The following is a 14,217-nucleotide window of genomic DNA, read 5'->3' as shown; positions in this document are numbered from 1 at the left end:
ACGAATTGGATGTTTGAAGGGCTATGAAGATCGAAGCCGACCAATGCCGGGCAGCGCTGACGCTCATCCGGCGCACAATGGAAGAGCACTGTCCTCCTGGCGTGCTGCCGAGCGAAGAGATGGTCAATGGGCTCTATGGTCCGGAACTGATGCATGAGGCGGAAGCCATTGCCGCCGGCATCGTCGCAACCATTGACCAGCTGCAATTGCACGTGATGAAACCGCCGCCCCCTAGTATCAAATAGAGACCGACACAGGGAAGGTCGCTTGGCCGCGCGATCGTGGGCTCGCAACGACCGGCGAGGCGATGCCGGCCTCACCAAGGGTTACAGCCCTCGACCAGCAGCGAAGGCGGCTCGCGGCAGTGCAACGCCCGAAGTGTTTCGAGACGACGATGTCCACCGAGCGTAGCCAGCGCGCGTCGTGCTGCACAAGGACCGAGGCAGCGGCACGGCCGCCCGGGTTACTCCAAAGGCGGCTCTTCGCTCTGTGGAGCCAAAACGGTGATATCCATCCTGGCGATTGTCGATGCGGCGCGCCCCTGGGCGCCAGAATCCGTGTCGCCACTTTCTGCCGCCATTGCCTTGGCGCGATGTCCTACGCTGTCTGCGCTTTTGCCTGGCGCAAATCCTTCGCCCGGTTCTGTCTTTGCGGGTTTCGGTCGAGTTTCAGCTGCCTGCCGATGTTGGTTTCCAATCGCCGAGACCATTGATACCTCCCCTTGATGAGGCCGCGACTGTACCTGTCAAGGCTGTAGCGAGGCTGATCACTTAAGTGATCGGGTTGCGCCCGCTCGTAGTGGCCCTCCGATCACTGGGCTCTCGATGCCTTGGCGCTCGCGGACGTCTGGTCGGGTGGGAAGTTCAAACTCAGCCGCCCTTTGCGGCACCGGCTTCGCCCGACAACTAGGAACGATTTCGGCCGCCATGTGTTACGCAATCATGAATCTCGCGGATCCCGGATCAACAATGGCAACCGATCTTTTCACGATGCAACTCGCTGATGCTCAGCAGCGCATCAAACAGACCGAGTTCGCGCTGGTACTCAGCGAGAAAATGGTGGCTGAGAACCTCGCTTTATCCAGCAGGATACGATCGGCGAGGCGGCGTGTCCTGAAGGCCGGAAGGCCTCTGGCGACAGTCGACTCAACAAGCTGAAAGAGTTCTTCAAATGATCTCGACCCAGTCGGGACGTGGGAGAGCTTGCCGGTAACCTTAGCGGTAATCGGCCGAGTCGCAGCAGGAAGCGCGCCGAAAACTTGCTCGACGAAGACTGCGGCGTCGCTATGAACGCTACGGCTCAGTTGAGGCAGCACTTCGAAATCACGGCTATTGACCTGCTGAGCTATCAGTTTCCCTCGATCTCTAATGGTATGGGTTCTCCGCACCACCCTTCGCTCTTCGAGCTTCGGGTAGCACGCCACCAAGGCAGCCATCTCAAACGTCGAGATAGCCGGCGGCGACGAGCATTGCCTTGTACCGTTGGGCAAATCGGCTGGGCAAACGGCTGAGGTAACTTGACGCGCCAATATCCCAATGCGCGCCCAGTTCGCGGTCGAAGGCAGCCGGGTCGAATTGCAGCAAGCCGCTGCGTGGGTAGACCGTGAATTCTCCGAAGATCGGCTCCCCCTCCTCCTCGTAGAAATCGACACGCACCATGTCGAACTCGCTGCCGAGCGCCTCGGCTGCCTCGATCATCCGCGCCAGGCTCTTGGGAGGGGGAATTTCCAGGCTCGAGTCGATCGCGCCCTGGACGATGTTCAGCGGGCGCCAATCGCGATCCAGGTGGGCGGTATTCTTGACCGTGGAACGGAAGGCGACGACGACGATGTAGGCGACGCGGCCAGCCAGCACACAGAATTTGTAGTCGACCGGGTCATAATCCTGGTCCTTGCCGACAAGCGCTTCGACGAAAACCCGCCGCTCTATGTGCGCATAGCTGCGCTCCAGCTTGCGGGCGCCATAGGTTTGGCCAAGGTATTCCGTCATCTCGGCAATGATCGCCTCCCGGTCGGCGTTGGCCGGATCGCGAACGATGACATTCATGGCGCAACCGTGGTTGCATTTGACGGCGTAGGGGATTTTCAGGTCATCGAAGGGGATCTGGCGCGGATCGTCGCCCTGCCACAGCACCTCCGGGATGGCGAGCCCGGGAAGCCGCTCCCTGACGATTTCCTTGGACTTGAGCTTGTCGAGAAGGCCGATAAAGCGAGGATCGTCATCGAAAATCTTGCGCCAGTGGACCTTTTCCGTGAACGTCACCGGGGCTGCAAAATTCGGCAGATGCCGCATTCGCTCAAGGAAACGCTGGGTCAACCGGCGATAGCGGACAAGCAGCGCGGCGTTCAGCAACAGGAGAGATGCCCGCGCGCTGTTTCGCTTCAGCCATGCCTTTGCGCCACGCGCCATTCAGGTGTCCTTGCAACTTGCGCAACTTCATCCGCGAAGTGGACGGCCACCCTGCCCGCAGCAGTGAGGCACGTCGAGCTTCGCCGAGCTAGCCCTTCATCGGGTACAGTTTCAAATGCTGGATCAGGATGATCGTCTTGGCATCGATGATGCGGCCGTCTGAAATGCCGGCCAGCGCTTCATCAAGCCGCATTTCCAGAACCTCGATGTCCTCGCCCTCGTCGGCCGCGCCGCCGCCGGCCGAGATGCGGTCGGCGGGTGAATAGCGCGCCACGAAGAACCATAGCCGTTCGGTGACGCTGCCCGGGCTCATATAGGGGGAAAACAGCCGCTCGATGTTCTGTAGGCGATAGCCGAGCTCTTCCTCGGCCTCCTTGAGGATGGCGGTTTCGGGATCGTTTTTGTCGAGCAGGCCGGCGCAGGCCTCGATCAGCGGTTCGCGGTGGCCGGTGACGTAGGCGGGGTAGCGGAACTGCCGCACCAGAAGCACCGTCTGACGCTCGGGATCGAAAGGCAGGATCACCGCGCCGTCGCCACGATCGTAGGTCTGGCGAATCTGCGTCTCCCACTGCCCGTCTCGCCGACGGTAATCGAGAACGGTCTTCTTCAGGACCGCCCAGTCGTCGGACAGGACTTCCTCCGAGCGGATGCGGATACGATCTTCCATGATGAGCTCCAAGCTGTCGGCGCCATGGCGTAACCGCGAACGGTTTTGCGCGCAACCGGAACGGCGAAGCTTTCACCGCCTCGTGTCTGGTGCCGGCAACTGCCATCGCCTAAATAGCTGCAGTCCCTCTCCGGAGTTTTTTGATGACCGCAGCGCTTTTCCAGCCGATCGTCCTCGATGGCCTGACCTTTCCGAATCGTATCGCGGTGGCGCCGATGTGCCAGTATTCCGCCGAAGACGGCTCGGCCAGCGACTGGCATCTCTATCACTGGATGAACCTGGCGATGTCGGGCGCCGGCATGGTCACCGTCGAGATGACCGACGTCGAACGGCGCGGCCGCATCACTCATGGCTGCCTCGGCCTCTATTCCGACGACAACGAGGCGGCCGCCCGGCGCACGCTGGATGCAGCAAGGCGCGTCGCCGCGCCGGAAACGAAATTCGGCATTCAGCTTGCCCATGCCGGCCGCAAGGCCTCCAACCGAAAGCCCTGGGAAGGCGGCGGCCCATTGCAGCCGGGCGAGGATCCCTGGCAGACCGTCTCAGCCTCGGCCGTCGCCTATGACACCGGCTGGAATGTGCCGCATGCGCTGGAGGAGGATGAAATCCTGCAGCTCATCGAGCGCTTCACTCAAGCCGCGAGGCGGGCCGAGCGCGCCGGCTTCGACTTCCTTGAGTTGCACGCCGCGCACGGCTATCTGATCTTCCAGTTCCTGTCGCCGCTCTCCAACCAGCGCACCGACCGCTGGGGCGGCTCGCTGGAAAACCGCATGCGTTTCCTCATCGAGATCGCCAAATCGGTGAGGAAGGCAGTTCCAAACCTGATGCTTGGCGCCCGCCTGTCGGTAAAGGACTGGGTCGATGGCGGCTTCGAGGTCGACGAGGCGATCGAGGTGGCCAAAGCCTTGAAGGCGCTTGATGTTGCCTATATCTGCTGTTCGAGCGGCGGCAATTCGCCGTTGCAGAAGCTGCCGACCGGCGCCGGCTATCAGGTGCATCTGGCCGAAGCGGTGCGCAAGGGCGCCGGCATCCCGACACGGGCTGTCGGCCTGATCGACGATCCCGCGCAGGCAGAAGCGATCGTCGCCGACGGCCGCGCCGACATGGTCGCGCTGGCCCGCGCCTTCCTCGCCGATCCGCGCTGGGGCTGGCGCGCCGCCGCCACCTTCAGCGAGAAAATCCATCCCGCGCCACAGCTCGCCCGCTCGGTGACGACGATGCAGCATTGGACGAAGGGCTGAACAGGCAGCGCCGACGGATGCGCCAAACGCATCTGCTGGACAGATTGCCGCAGCTTCGCTTTAATCCGCCCGCTATAGTCCCTGGGGGCAGGCCGCCTTGGCGGCCGGATTGGGAGCAAAGTCCATGGCATCAAGGGCAATCTATCCGGCGGCAGCCGCTCTGGTGGTCGCACTGTCGTTCGCCGCGTCGTCTCCGGTCGGCGCGCAATATTGCGAAGGCACGGTGCACGGCCTGTCCAGGCACTACGATCTCGATACCGGCAGCGGGTTTCTCGCCGTGCGCGCACGGCCGAACTCGTCGTCGCGCATGATCGGGCAATTGTTCAACGGCGACCACACCGAGATTTTCGACCGCCGGGGCAACTGGTACCAGGTCGAAATCGGCGGACGGACCGGCTGGGCCAACGCCCACTGGCTGCGCAACGACTGCGGTTACTGAGACCAACGATTGCGGTTGCTGAGACGCCAATGCATGTCGCCCAAAAGTGGGACCCGGTTTTGGGACAACGACATGCATTAAACAGAAATCAAAAGCGCGTCGCAAACGCGACGCGACTTTTGGGCGCAGGCTGACGGCCACTTTTGCAACCATATTGGCTGCTTTGCGTTGCGGCCATCATGGATAACAAACCTTTTGAAACCCCGGTCGTGGTCGAACTCGGCCATGTCGGCAAATATCGCCAGATCCGCAGCACCCAGGAAGCGGCGGAGTGTCTGATGACGGTGTGGCCGCTCAATCGCGGCCCGCGCCATCGTGATGCTCTCGACACTTGCCTCAAAGTGCTGGAAGGTTATCGTTCGACGGCCGATGCACGCAGGGCCTTGATCGAAGCGGCCAAGGAATCGGAAGTGCTGGTTCCCGAAGACCGGCTGCCAGACGCCAAGTTGCATTGAAGCCCAAATTGCAATGAAAAGCGGGCCGCATTGAGCGGACGGACGAACCGGAGGATTTCATGGCGAAGCTGACTTACAAGATCGTCGAGCATGACGGGGGCTGGGCCTACAAGGTCGGTTCGACATTCTCGGAGACATTCCCGACCCACCAGGATGCGCTACGCGCCGCCGAGATCGCCTCGGCCGAACAGCAGATCGCCGGCGCCACGGACGGTATCCAGTATGAGGATGCCGAAGGCAAGTGGCACGACGAACTGGCCGACGGCCGCGACCGGCCGCAGACCGAAGTTTCCGACTGATCTTTGCCCCTCAGCTTTCGCTGCCGGCCTGGATGCTCGCCTAAGCAATCCGTCGGGAATTGCGTCAAAACAAACAGGCGGTACATCCTGCCGGTTAGTCGAAGCCGCGGCTTGATCACTTGCCGCAATATTGATCGTTCACGTTGGGCCTCACATTTCCATAGGGTCCTGACGGGTCGGAGGCGCACGGCCCCGTAGCGCCGCCATAGCCTTGGCTGCCGTCGGCATTGATGCTGCCGGTGGTGCTCTGGTCGACGGTCGATGACTGCTCGTTCCCGAACGGCCACCAGCTGTGATGGTTGGAATACGTGCCGTCCGATGACTGCGCCATCGCCGATGTGGCAAGACCGTTCGTCAGGACGCTTCTGCAAAAACTTTCCTGTACATTGAATTACTCCGTATCTGCCGCCTTGGGTGCGACACGGGGTAAAACCGGATATCAGCCGAATGGTTCAGTGAAATTGTTGTGAGGCTGTGGTGAGGTCTTGGCCGGCGAATGCCCGCTCGGCAATGCGCTTGATGAAGGCGATGACGCGGTCCGGCTCGACGAATTGCGGCATGTGGCCGAGGCCTTCGACCGTCTCGAAATCCAGCCCTTCGATCCTGTCCTTCATCGGCTCCCCATGTATGCGCATGGCGATGACGCGATCGGCTGTCCCGAAGAAAATGCCGGCCGGCATGGCGATCTCTCCATAGCGCTCTTCGATGCGGCCAAGATCCTGTTCGACCGCTACGAAATCGGTGGAGGTCGCATGGAAATGGCTTGGCCTTAGCCCGAGCCATCCGCCGCCATCGATCATGTAGTCGGCGGGAACGGCCTGCGGCGAGAAGATGAACTCCAGTGTCTGCCGCGCATATCTGAGGCTTGTCGGTATCGCGACGGTGTAGGCCATGATCCAGCGCCAAAGCCGCGAACGGATATAGAGCAGGCCCGCTTTCTCGCGGACGCCGGCTTCCAGATGCGTCAGCGGCGCCAGCAAAGCGATGCCGGAAATCGCGCCGGGATGTTCCACGGCCAGGGTCAGCGCGACGGCGCCGCCCAGGGAATGCCCGACCACAAGCGGCCTTTCCAGCGCGAGCGTTTCGATGAAGCGCCCTATGATCTCGGCCTGCTCAGGCAAGCGGCCGGTGGCTCCTTTGGCCCGCACCGAATAGCCCGATCCCGGCCGGTCGAGCGCGATCAGCCGGCAACCGGGGCCGAAGCGGTTGAACAGCGTGTGCTGGAACTGATGAAGCTGGGCGCCAAGTCCGTGCACGAACAGGATCGGCCGTCCCTCGCCCGTTTCGACATAATGGATGCGGCTGCCGTCGATCTCGACGAAGTTTCCGCTGGCCGGCACCAGCCTTTCGGCCTTGGCGGCAATCCAGAGCGTAGCGGCCACCAGACAGGCCACGATGACGAGAGCCAGCACGGACAGGCCGGCAACAAGCCACAGCAGAATCGATACCAGCATGTTTCACCCGGGAGCGGACCGGCGCGCACCATCACCCACTGACGAACGCTCGGCAAGGCAGATGACGGCTTGTGTCGGCATTGCCGCCAGTTCGATGTCGCGCTATCTCAGGCGACCTTCTTTCTGCCTCAGGCGACCTTGTCTGCCAACGGGCCTGTTTGCCGGAGCCTTCCATGCCTGAAATCGTCACTGCCGCCATGCTTGTCATCGGCGACGAGATTCTGTCCGGCCGCACCAAGGATAAAAATATCGGCCACCTCGCCGATATCATGACGGCTATCGGCATCGACCTGAAGGAAGTGCGGATCGTTCCCGACGAGGAGGACGAGATTGTCGCTGCGGTGAATGCCGTACGCGCCCGCTACACCTATGTCTTCACCACCGGCGGCATCGGCCCAACGCATGACGACATCACCGCCGATTCGATTTCCAAGGCTTTTGGGGTGCCGTGCGAATACGACGCCAAGGCCTATGCCATGCTGGGCGAGAGCTATGCCGCGCGCGGCATCGAATACACCGAGGCGCGCAAGCGCATGTCACGCATGCCGCGCGGCGCCGACCATATCGACAATCCGGTCTCCGTCGCGCCCGGCTTTCGCATCGGCAACGTCCATGTCATGGCCGGCGTGCCGGCGATTTTCCAGGCCATGCTCGACAATGTCGTGCCGACGCTGAAGGCCGGCACAAAAATGCTGTCGGCCACCGTCCATTGCCCGTTCGGCGAAGGCCTGATCGGCGGTCCCCTGGGCGACATCCAGAAGGCGCATCCCGACACCGTCATCGGCTCCTATCCGAAATATGGCGACGGCAAGTTCTGGACGGAGCTGGTGGTCCGCGCCCGCAGCCAGGAGGCGCTGGATTCGGCACGCAAGGACGTCGAGGCGATGGTGGCCGGCTTCACCGCCGCCAAGTGACCCTGGGTTCGCGGACCATCGCCGGGCCGGAACCAAGCACCGCACTCCCACGTTTTCCCTCGGGCGCAGCACGCGCTGGCAGATTTGAGGGATTTCGCATGCGCTTCAAGACCATCGTCGCCATATTGCAGAACGAACAGGACGCCGAACGCGTGCTCGACTGCGCCATCCCGCTTGCCGACCGGTTCGAGAGCCATCTCATCGGCATCCATGCCGAAGCGCTGCCCGTTCCCTACACCTCGGCAACCGGCTTCCCCGACACCGAGTTCCTGCAGGTCTCCGCCGACATGAACCGCGAGCGCGCCGAGAAATTGCAGGCGCTTTTCGTTCGGCGGATCGAGAATTCCGGCCTTTCCTTCGAATGGCGCAGCCTCGAGAGCTTTTCCGGCGACAGCGCGCTGACGGGTATTTCCAGCGTGCGCGCCGCCGATCTGATTATTGCCGCGCAGCGCGAGACCGGGGGCGACACGAGCGCCGATGTCGACACGCTGGTTTACGATGCCGGCCGGCCAGTGCTGGTGGTGCCGCATGAGGGGCCGTTGGTCACCACATTCAAACATGTGCTGCTGGCCTGGAACGGCAGCAAGGAGGCGGCGCGTGCCGCCTTCGACGCGCTGCCCTTCATCATCGAGGCCGAAAAGACCGACATTCTGGTCATCGATCCGCCGGATACGCTGGATGACAACCCGGAAGCCGCTGGCGCCGAGATCGCCGCGGCACTCTCCAGGCATGGCGCAACGGTCAGCGTGTCGGTGCAGAAATCGGGTAATGCTTCGGTCGATGACGTCATCCAGACCCGGATCGCCGAGACCGGAGCCGACCTTCTGGTGCTCGGCGCCTACAGCCATTCCTGGCTGCGTCAGCTTTTGTTCGGCGGCGTCACGCGCACCGTGTTGCGCAGCGTGCCGGTTGCGGCCTTTTTGTCGCGGTAACTCCACAGACTGGCCCCGCCCTTGCCAATGCCCTGACTTTCCAGTTAATTCCGCGCGCATTCCACAATGGTGCGCGCGGAGTGCAGAATGTCCCTTCCCGAAAAAGCCTTTCCGGTCTCCTGGGACCAGTTCCACCGCGATGCCCGGGCGCTCGCCTGGCGGCTTGCCGGCGCCAACAAGGGACAGTGGAAGGCCATCGTCTGCATCACCCGTGGCGGCCTGGTTCCCGCCGCCATCATCTCGCGCGAACTCGGAATACGCGTGATCGAGACGGTCTGCGTCGCCTCTTATCACGACTACACCAGCCAGGGGCAGTTGCAGGTGCTGAAGGAGATCACCCCGGCGCTGCTCGCCGATGATGGCGCGGGCGTGCTGATCATCGACGACCTCACCGACACCGGCAAGACGGCAGGCATCGTGCGCGCCATGATGCCCAAGGCGCATTTCGCCACCGTCTACGCCAAGCCGAAAGGCAGGCCGCTGGTCGACACCTTCATCACCGAAGTCAGCCAGGACACCTGGATCTACTTTCCCTGGGACATGGGTTTCACCTACCAGAAGCCGATCGCCGACGATCACGCCGGCTGATTCGCGCCAGCCCCATTTCTGCCCAGACGGCCAAACCCGCCCCGTTTGCTATGAAAACACGCACTGGAAGGCACATTATTCTGTCGAATCGACGCCTGTTGGCGCATTGGACGGTTGGTGTGATGTTTTTTACTTTTAAGACTTACACTTGTCGGTAAGATTCATACGGCGGCTAACGATTCTGAGGGCTGGGGTAGCTTTCACTGATGCTGACGACACCGGCGACACACGACCATCTGGCTGAAAGGGTCCGCAAGCTCTTCGGCACTTCGCCTTGTCGCCTGCAGGTTGCCGCTTTGCCATGGCGCAATAACGACGACGGCGTCGAGATCATGCTGATCACCAGCCGAGACACCGGGCGTTGGGTGCTGCCGAAGGGCTGGCCCGAGGCCAGGGAGCCGCTCTGCGAGGCAGCGGCGCGCGAGGCGGGCGAGGAAGCCGGATTGCGTGGCAAGATTTCGCTTTTCGAGGCCGGTCGTTACTTCTACGCCAAGGCCCTCGCGTCCGGCGAGGAAGTCCCTTGCGAAGTGCTGGTGTTTCCGCTGCAGGTCGAGCACGTTGCCGACCGCTGGAAGGAAAAGCGCGCGCGCACCCGCAAATGGGTCAATGGGGCCGAGGCCGTACGCATGGTCAACGAGCCGGACCTCTGCCAGACCATCGCCCATTTCTGCGGCGATCCCGACAAGTTCGTAGTTAGAGCGTAGCTCACAGCCACCGCTGCATAGTCCTGCGCGCCCGCACCGGTTCTTGCCCCGATTCCGGGCTCGGTGCTTCGCTCCGCGCGCCAGCAATCCGACACTATTCCCTCCCCTTCAGGCCAAGCTTAGCCACAGCTTGACATGCAGGCATTTACCTGCATATTGTGTCTTCAAGATGAGTGAGACCAATGGACGCCGACAAGGTTTTCAAAGCGCTGGGCGACCCGACCCGCAGAATGCTGCTCGATCTTCTGTGTGAGAAGAACGGCCAGACGCTGGGCGAGCTTTGCCAAAACCTCGACATGGCAAGGCAATCCGCGACCCAGCACATCGATCTTCTGGAGGCGGCCAATCTGATCAGCACGGTCAAGCGTGGCCGCGAGAAGCTGCATTTCATCAACCCCGTGCCGCTGCACGAAGTCTACGAGCGGTGGGTGCGAAAATTCGAACGGCAGCGGCTGAGCCTGCTGCACGACCTGAAACAAGAACTCGAAGGAGACGACCAATGACCCGGGAAACCACCAGTTTTGTCTACGTGACCTACATCAGATCGACGCCACAAAAGGTGTTCGAAGCCATCACCAGGCCCGATATCGCCAAGCGCTACTGGGGCCACGAAAACGTCTCCGACTGGAAGCCCGGCTCGAAATGGGAACACATCCGCGCCAATGAGGAACGGACCGTCGAACTCGTCGGCGAGGTCGTCGAAATCTCGCCGCCGACACGCCTGGTCATGAGCTGGGCCAACGCCTCGCAGGCCGACGATCCCACCAAGCATAGCCGGGTGACGTTCGCCATCGAGGAATACGACACCATGGTCAAGCTGACCGTCAGCCATGACGAGCTCGAAGCCGGCAGCGGCATGGCCAAAGGCATCAGCCAAGGCTGGCCGGCCGTGCTGTCCAGTATGAAATCCTTCCTCGAAACCGGCACGGGCATTGACCTTTTCGCCAAGCCGAAATCGGCCTGAAGCAACCGCGGAGAACGACGATGACCAAGCACTTTACCGGCGGCTGCGCCTGCGGCGCGATCCGCTATGAGGCCAGCGGCGAGCCGATCTTTCAGAACCACTGCCAATGCCTCGATTGCCAGAAGCGCAGCGGTACTGGCCATTGTTCCTATGTGACCTTCGGCCGGCGCACTGACGTAAAGATCACCGGCGAGCCGAGCACATGGCGGATGATCGCCGACAGCGGCAATGAAAAAGCCCAGGCCTTTTGCCCGACCTGCGGCACGCCGGTCTACGTAACGTTCGTCGCCATGCCGGAGGTGACGGCGATCCAGGCCACGAGCCTCGACGATCCCGGCCAGTTCGACCCGCAGGCGGTCACCTACACCGTGCGCGGCCACGCCTGGGACACGATCGACCCAGCGCTTCAGCCATTCGAGCGAATGCCTGGATGAACCAAGCAGAGCCCTATCCCTCGGATAGGGCTCTGCGTTCAGCTCAGATCACCAGGCCCTTGGTCAGTTCCAGCGCCTGCCGCTCGAACAGGCGGCGGTAGATGCCGCCCTTCAGCCGGATCAGCTCGTCATGCGAGCCTTCCTCGACGATCTTGCCACTGTCGAACACGAGCAGCCTGTCCAGCGCCCGCACCGTCGACAGACGGTGCGCGACGACCAGCGTCGTGCGGCCGACCATCAGCCGCTCCATCGCCTGCTGGATCAGCACTTCCGATTCCGAATCGAGGCTCGATGTCGCCTCGTCCAGGATCAGGATGCGCGCATCCGCCAGGAAGGCACGTGCGATCGCCACCCGCTGGCGCTCGCCGCCCGACAGTTTCACGCCGCGTTCACCGACCAGCGTGCCGTAGCCCTTCGGCAGGTTGGTGATGAAATCATGCGCGCTGGCGAGCTTCGCGGCATGCTCGATCTCGGCCTGCGTGGCGTCCGGTCGGGCGTAGGCGATGTTTTCCGCCAGCGAGCGGTGGAACAGGATGGGCTCCTGCTGGACGATGGCAATCTGTGCGCGCAGCGACGCCTGTGCAACCTGCGAGATGTCTTGGCCATCTATCAGGATCCTGCCGCCGCTGACATCATAGAGACGCTGGATCAGCTTCACGAAGGTCGTCTTGCCCGAGCCGGAATGGCCGACCAGTCCGACCCGCTCGCCCGCCGCTATCTCCACCGAAAAGTCGCGGTAGAGCGGCAAGCGATGGCTACCATAGTGGAAGGTGACGTTATCGAAGGCGATGTGGCCATGCGTGATCCGGATCGGCTTGGCGCCGGGCCGGTCCTCGACGCCGAGCGGTTGCGACTGGAAATCGACCAGTTCCTCCATGTCGTTGACCGAACGCTGCAAATTGCGGATATGCGTGCCGATGTCCCTGAGGTAGCCCTGCAGCACGAAGAACGAGGTCAGCACGAAGGCGACATCGCCCGCACTTGCCTGGCCCCAGGCCCACAGCATCAGCGACAGGCCGATTACTGCCGTCCGCAGCACCAGCAGCATGGCGCCTTGCGTCGTGCCGTTGATGGTGCCGCGCACCCAGGTGCGGCTGGTCCGCGCGCGCCATTTGGCGACGACCTTGGCAAGCCGCGCTTCCTCGCGCGTCTCGGCGCCGAAACCCTTGACCACGGCATTGCAGCTCACGGCATCGGCAAGCGAGCCGCCAAGCCGCGTATCCCAGCTGTTGGCGAGCCGTGCCGCGGGCGCGACATAGCCGAGCGACAGCAGCGCCGTCACGGTGATGAACAGCAGCGAGCCGACTGCCACGACCAGCCCCATCAGCGGCCAGAACCAGCCGAGCAGCAACGTCGAGCCGACCAGCATGGCGACCGACGGCAGCAACGCAATCAGGATGGTGTCGTTGAGCAGGTCGAGAGCCCACATGCCGCGCGTAACCTTGCGCACCGTCGATCCGGCAAAGCTATTGGCGTGCCAGTCGGTTGAGAAGCGCTGCACGCGATAGAACGCGTCGGCGGCGATGTCGGCCATCATCTTCAGCGTCAGTTCGACAATGCCCATGAAGGCGAGGTTGCGCAGCACCACGCCGGTCAGCGCCAAAGCGATGAGCGCGAAGAACGCCGCCATTGCCGCGTTCCACGCGACATCGTCAGCCAACGCACTGCTGGCGACGGCGTCGACCAGCCGGCCGGAATAGAGCGGCGTCAAGACGTCGGCCAGGGTCGACAGCAGGAAGCTGCCCATGATCAGCGAAAGCCGCCACGGCTGGCGCCGCCAGTGGCTGAGCGTGAAGCCAAGAACGCTGCGAAAGGCGCTTGCACGCAGATCGATTCGAAAACGAGTCATGATGTCATCCGGGCGCAAATCTGCCCGGTCCCGGTAAGGTCTGAAAATTGAAAACCGCGCTGGGCAATTCGCCCGGGGCTGCGGAGGTTCGGCATAGGTGGCGGCGCGCCCGATTCGTCGGGTGGCGACCGGCATCGGCAGAAGCCTGTACTCGACCCGGCATCGGCGCGAAGGACAAACCTTCGCCGGACGCCAGGTGAGACCTAGGCTTCGCGGCCTCGCATTACCATGTGAAATACTGCCATTCGGACCTCCCGCAAGACACTTGCGGAGCGGTCCTTATAGAGACGCCATGAAGGATCGCCAAGGCCGGGCACGTGGCAAAGCGTAACTGGTCCAACCAGTGAGGTGATTTTGCAACAACAGCCGGTCAACCCCCTCGCTATGCCTCATTCCGGGTTGCGATCGAGGCGCATGTAGCGGCCGTCGGTCGATGCCTTGAAGCCCAGCTTCTCATAAAGGCCATGCGCGTCACCGGTCGACAGGCTCCAGTGCGAGACCGTGCTGAGTTCAGGGTGGTCGATGAGCGCCCGCACCAGTTGCGTGCCAATGCCTTGGCCGCGATGCTGCGGCCAGATGATGATGTCGGCGAGATAGGCAAACACCGTACGGTCGGTGATGGCCCGGCCAAAACCGACTTGGTTCCCATCGATATAGGCCGCGGTGCAGAACGAGTTGGCAAAGGCGCGGCGATGAAAGTCATCGCTGCGGCCGGCGCCCCAATAACTCGCCATCAACAGATCGGAGGTCGCCCGGAAATCGATCCGTGACATGTCGAAGCTGATTTCACAGTCGGGCATGGTGCCTCGCAAAGAATGGAGGGCGGCCGAATTCAGTCCGGCCGGTGATTTGGCTGCCCACGTGGCGCG

At 62.4% G+C, this 14,217-nt stretch carries 19 protein-coding genes; 13 read left to right on the top strand and 6 right to left on the bottom strand.

Features of this window, described 5'->3' with window-relative positions; all coding sequences use genetic code 11:
- The first annotated feature begins 23 nt into the window (after positions 1 to 23).
- Together NKI35_RS11350 and NKI35_RS11345 are read left to right on the top strand one after the other, a co-directional pair.
- Positions 24 to 245, top strand: coding sequence for a hypothetical protein (locus tag NKI35_RS11350; RefSeq protein WP_352538223.1), 222 nt, complete (start codon positions 24 to 26; stop codon positions 243 to 245).
- A 723-nt stretch (positions 246 to 968) separates the two neighbouring features.
- On the top strand, positions 969 to 1,157 hold the full coding sequence (locus NKI35_RS11345; RefSeq protein WP_023688348.1) for a hypothetical protein: 189 nt from the start codon (positions 969 to 971) through the stop codon (positions 1,155 to 1,157).
- A gap of 279 nt (positions 1,158 to 1,436) precedes the next feature.
- On the opposite strand, the gene NKI35_RS11340 is transcribed toward NKI35_RS11345, so the two are convergent.
- A complete protein-coding gene (locus NKI35_RS11340) occupies positions 1,437 to 2,408 on the bottom strand; it encodes an ATP-grasp fold amidoligase family protein (protein WP_352538224.1) in 972 nt (323 codons plus the stop codon).
- 88 nt (positions 2,409 to 2,496) lie between these two features.
- On the bottom strand, positions 2,497 to 3,075 hold the full coding sequence (locus NKI35_RS11335; protein WP_023688346.1) for an NUDIX domain-containing protein: 579 nt from the start codon (positions 3,073 to 3,075) through the stop codon (positions 2,497 to 2,499).
- Positions 3,076 to 3,218: 143 nt separating this feature from the next.
- Between NKI35_RS11335 and NKI35_RS11330 the strand changes: the two genes are divergently transcribed.
- The 4 genes from NKI35_RS11330 to NKI35_RS11315 all read left to right on the top strand — a co-directional run bounded on the left by NKI35_RS11330 (position 3,219) and on the right by NKI35_RS11315 (position 5,509).
- A complete protein-coding gene (locus tag NKI35_RS11330; RefSeq protein ID WP_352740025.1) occupies positions 3,219 to 4,316 on the top strand; it encodes an NADH:flavin oxidoreductase/NADH oxidase in 1,098 nt (365 codons plus the stop codon).
- A gap of 124 nt (positions 4,317 to 4,440) precedes the next feature.
- Positions 4,441 to 4,755: an SH3 domain-containing protein gene (locus NKI35_RS11325; protein WP_023691186.1), complete on the top strand. Its 315-nt coding sequence runs from the start codon at positions 4,441 to 4,443 to the stop codon at positions 4,753 to 4,755.
- Between the two features lie 176 nt (positions 4,756 to 4,931).
- Positions 4,932 to 5,210, top strand: coding sequence for a DUF982 domain-containing protein (locus NKI35_RS11320; RefSeq protein WP_032891817.1), 279 nt, complete (start codon positions 4,932 to 4,934; stop codon positions 5,208 to 5,210).
- 59 nt (positions 5,211 to 5,269) lie between these two features.
- On the top strand, positions 5,270 to 5,509 hold the full coding sequence (locus NKI35_RS11315) for a DUF2188 domain-containing protein (RefSeq protein ID WP_023667535.1): 240 nt from the start codon (positions 5,270 to 5,272) through the stop codon (positions 5,507 to 5,509).
- A 115-nt stretch (positions 5,510 to 5,624) separates the two neighbouring features.
- Here the strand turns inward: NKI35_RS11315 and NKI35_RS11310 are convergent, their stop codons facing one another.
- Together NKI35_RS11310 and NKI35_RS11305 are read right to left on the bottom strand one after the other, a co-directional pair.
- Positions 5,625 to 5,840 (bottom strand): hypothetical protein, encoded by a 216-nt coding sequence (locus tag NKI35_RS11310; RefSeq protein ID WP_352740023.1) that lies wholly within the window; start codon positions 5,838 to 5,840, stop codon positions 5,625 to 5,627.
- 121 nt (positions 5,841 to 5,961) lie between these two features.
- Positions 5,962 to 6,963, bottom strand: coding sequence for an alpha/beta fold hydrolase (locus tag NKI35_RS11305; protein ID WP_352740021.1), 1,002 nt, complete (start codon positions 6,961 to 6,963; stop codon positions 5,962 to 5,964).
- Between the two features lie 173 nt (positions 6,964 to 7,136).
- Between NKI35_RS11305 and NKI35_RS11300 the strand changes: the two genes are divergently transcribed.
- The 7 genes from NKI35_RS11300 (at position 7,137) to NKI35_RS11270 (ending at position 11,499) form a co-directional block, all read left to right on the top strand.
- The gene (locus NKI35_RS11300) at positions 7,137 to 7,877 is read left to right on the top strand and encodes a competence/damage-inducible protein A (protein WP_023738953.1); all 741 of its coding nucleotides are present in this window, start codon (positions 7,137 to 7,139) and stop codon (positions 7,875 to 7,877) included.
- A 98-nt stretch (positions 7,878 to 7,975) separates the two neighbouring features.
- A complete protein-coding gene (locus NKI35_RS11295; protein WP_023741435.1) occupies positions 7,976 to 8,809 on the top strand; it encodes a universal stress protein in 834 nt (277 codons plus the stop codon).
- Between the two features lie 87 nt (positions 8,810 to 8,896).
- Entirely contained in the window at positions 8,897 to 9,397 is a 501-nt protein-coding gene (gene gpt / locus NKI35_RS11290) for a xanthine phosphoribosyltransferase (protein ID WP_023667540.1), read from the top strand.
- A 206-nt stretch (positions 9,398 to 9,603) separates the two neighbouring features.
- A complete protein-coding gene (locus tag NKI35_RS11285) occupies positions 9,604 to 10,101 on the top strand; it encodes an NUDIX hydrolase (protein WP_352740019.1) in 498 nt (165 codons plus the stop codon).
- 182 nt (positions 10,102 to 10,283) lie between these two features.
- Positions 10,284 to 10,604, top strand: coding sequence for an ArsR/SmtB family transcription factor (locus tag NKI35_RS11280; RefSeq protein ID WP_023741436.1), 321 nt, complete (start codon positions 10,284 to 10,286; stop codon positions 10,602 to 10,604).
- The gene (locus NKI35_RS11275; protein ID WP_352740017.1) at positions 10,601 to 11,065 is read left to right on the top strand and encodes an SRPBCC family protein; all 465 of its coding nucleotides are present in this window, start codon (positions 10,601 to 10,603) and stop codon (positions 11,063 to 11,065) included. The genes NKI35_RS11280 and NKI35_RS11275 overlap by 4 nt, the downstream gene beginning before the upstream one ends.
- 20 nt (positions 11,066 to 11,085) lie before the next feature.
- Positions 11,086 to 11,499, top strand: a complete 414-nt coding sequence (locus NKI35_RS11270; RefSeq protein ID WP_352740015.1) for a GFA family protein — start codon at positions 11,086 to 11,088, stop codon at positions 11,497 to 11,499.
- 43 nt (positions 11,500 to 11,542) lie between these two features.
- On the opposite strand, the gene NKI35_RS11265 is transcribed toward NKI35_RS11270, so the two are convergent.
- Together NKI35_RS11265 and NKI35_RS11260 are read right to left on the bottom strand one after the other, a co-directional pair.
- Positions 11,543 to 13,348: an ABC transporter ATP-binding protein gene (locus NKI35_RS11265; RefSeq protein ID WP_352740013.1), complete on the bottom strand. Its 1,806-nt coding sequence runs from the start codon at positions 13,346 to 13,348 to the stop codon at positions 11,543 to 11,545.
- Positions 13,349 to 13,737: 389 nt separating this feature from the next.
- Positions 13,738 to 14,148 carry a GNAT family N-acetyltransferase gene (locus NKI35_RS11260; protein ID WP_352740011.1) on the bottom strand — a complete coding sequence of 137 codons (411 nt, stop codon included), beginning with the start codon at positions 14,146 to 14,148 and terminating at the stop codon, positions 13,738 to 13,740.
- Between the last annotated feature and the right edge of the window lie 69 nt (positions 14,149 to 14,217).

Source organism: Mesorhizobium sp. M0676 (assembly GCF_040320535.1).
Classification (GTDB): domain Bacteria; phylum Pseudomonadota; class Alphaproteobacteria; order Rhizobiales; family Rhizobiaceae; genus Mesorhizobium.
Note: the sequence above shows the minus strand (reverse complement) of the source record. Positions and strands in the feature narration are given on the sequence as shown.

Coding starts and splice junctions, on each gene's coding strand:
- NKI35_RS11350 (WP_352538223.1), top strand. CDS start 24: ATGAAGATCGAAGCCGACCAATGCCGGGCAGCGCTGACGCTCATCCGG.
- NKI35_RS11345 (WP_023688348.1), top strand. CDS start 969: ATGGCAACCGATCTTTTCACGATGCAACTCGCTGATGCTCAGCAGCGC.
- NKI35_RS11340 (WP_352538224.1), bottom strand. CDS start 2,408: ATGGCGCGTGGCGCAAAGGCATGGCTGAAGCGAAACAGCGCGCGGGCA.
- NKI35_RS11335 (WP_023688346.1), bottom strand. CDS start 3,075: ATGGAAGATCGTATCCGCATCCGCTCGGAGGAAGTCCTGTCCGACGAC.
- NKI35_RS11330 (WP_352740025.1), top strand. CDS start 3,219: ATGACCGCAGCGCTTTTCCAGCCGATCGTCCTCGATGGCCTGACCTTT.
- NKI35_RS11325 (WP_023691186.1), top strand. CDS start 4,441: ATGGCATCAAGGGCAATCTATCCGGCGGCAGCCGCTCTGGTGGTCGCA.
- NKI35_RS11315 (WP_023667535.1), top strand. CDS start 5,270: ATGGCGAAGCTGACTTACAAGATCGTCGAGCATGACGGGGGCTGGGCC.
- NKI35_RS11310 (WP_352740023.1), bottom strand. CDS start 5,840: ATGGCGCAGTCATCGGACGGCACGTATTCCAACCATCACAGCTGGTGG.
- NKI35_RS11305 (WP_352740021.1), bottom strand. CDS start 6,963: ATGCTGGTATCGATTCTGCTGTGGCTTGTTGCCGGCCTGTCCGTGCTG.
- NKI35_RS11300 (WP_023738953.1), top strand. CDS start 7,137: ATGCCTGAAATCGTCACTGCCGCCATGCTTGTCATCGGCGACGAGATT.
- NKI35_RS11295 (WP_023741435.1), top strand. CDS start 7,976: ATGCGCTTCAAGACCATCGTCGCCATATTGCAGAACGAACAGGACGCC.
- gpt (WP_023667540.1), top strand. CDS start 8,897: ATGTCCCTTCCCGAAAAAGCCTTTCCGGTCTCCTGGGACCAGTTCCAC.
- NKI35_RS11285 (WP_352740019.1), top strand. CDS start 9,604: ATGCTGACGACACCGGCGACACACGACCATCTGGCTGAAAGGGTCCGC.
- NKI35_RS11280 (WP_023741436.1), top strand. CDS start 10,284: ATGGACGCCGACAAGGTTTTCAAAGCGCTGGGCGACCCGACCCGCAGA.
- NKI35_RS11275 (WP_352740017.1), top strand. CDS start 10,601: ATGACCCGGGAAACCACCAGTTTTGTCTACGTGACCTACATCAGATCG.
- NKI35_RS11270 (WP_352740015.1), top strand. CDS start 11,086: ATGACCAAGCACTTTACCGGCGGCTGCGCCTGCGGCGCGATCCGCTAT.
- NKI35_RS11265 (WP_352740013.1), bottom strand. CDS start 13,348: ATGACTCGTTTTCGAATCGATCTGCGTGCAAGCGCCTTTCGCAGCGTT.
- NKI35_RS11260 (WP_352740011.1), bottom strand. CDS start 14,148: ATGCCCGACTGTGAAATCAGCTTCGACATGTCACGGATCGATTTCCGG.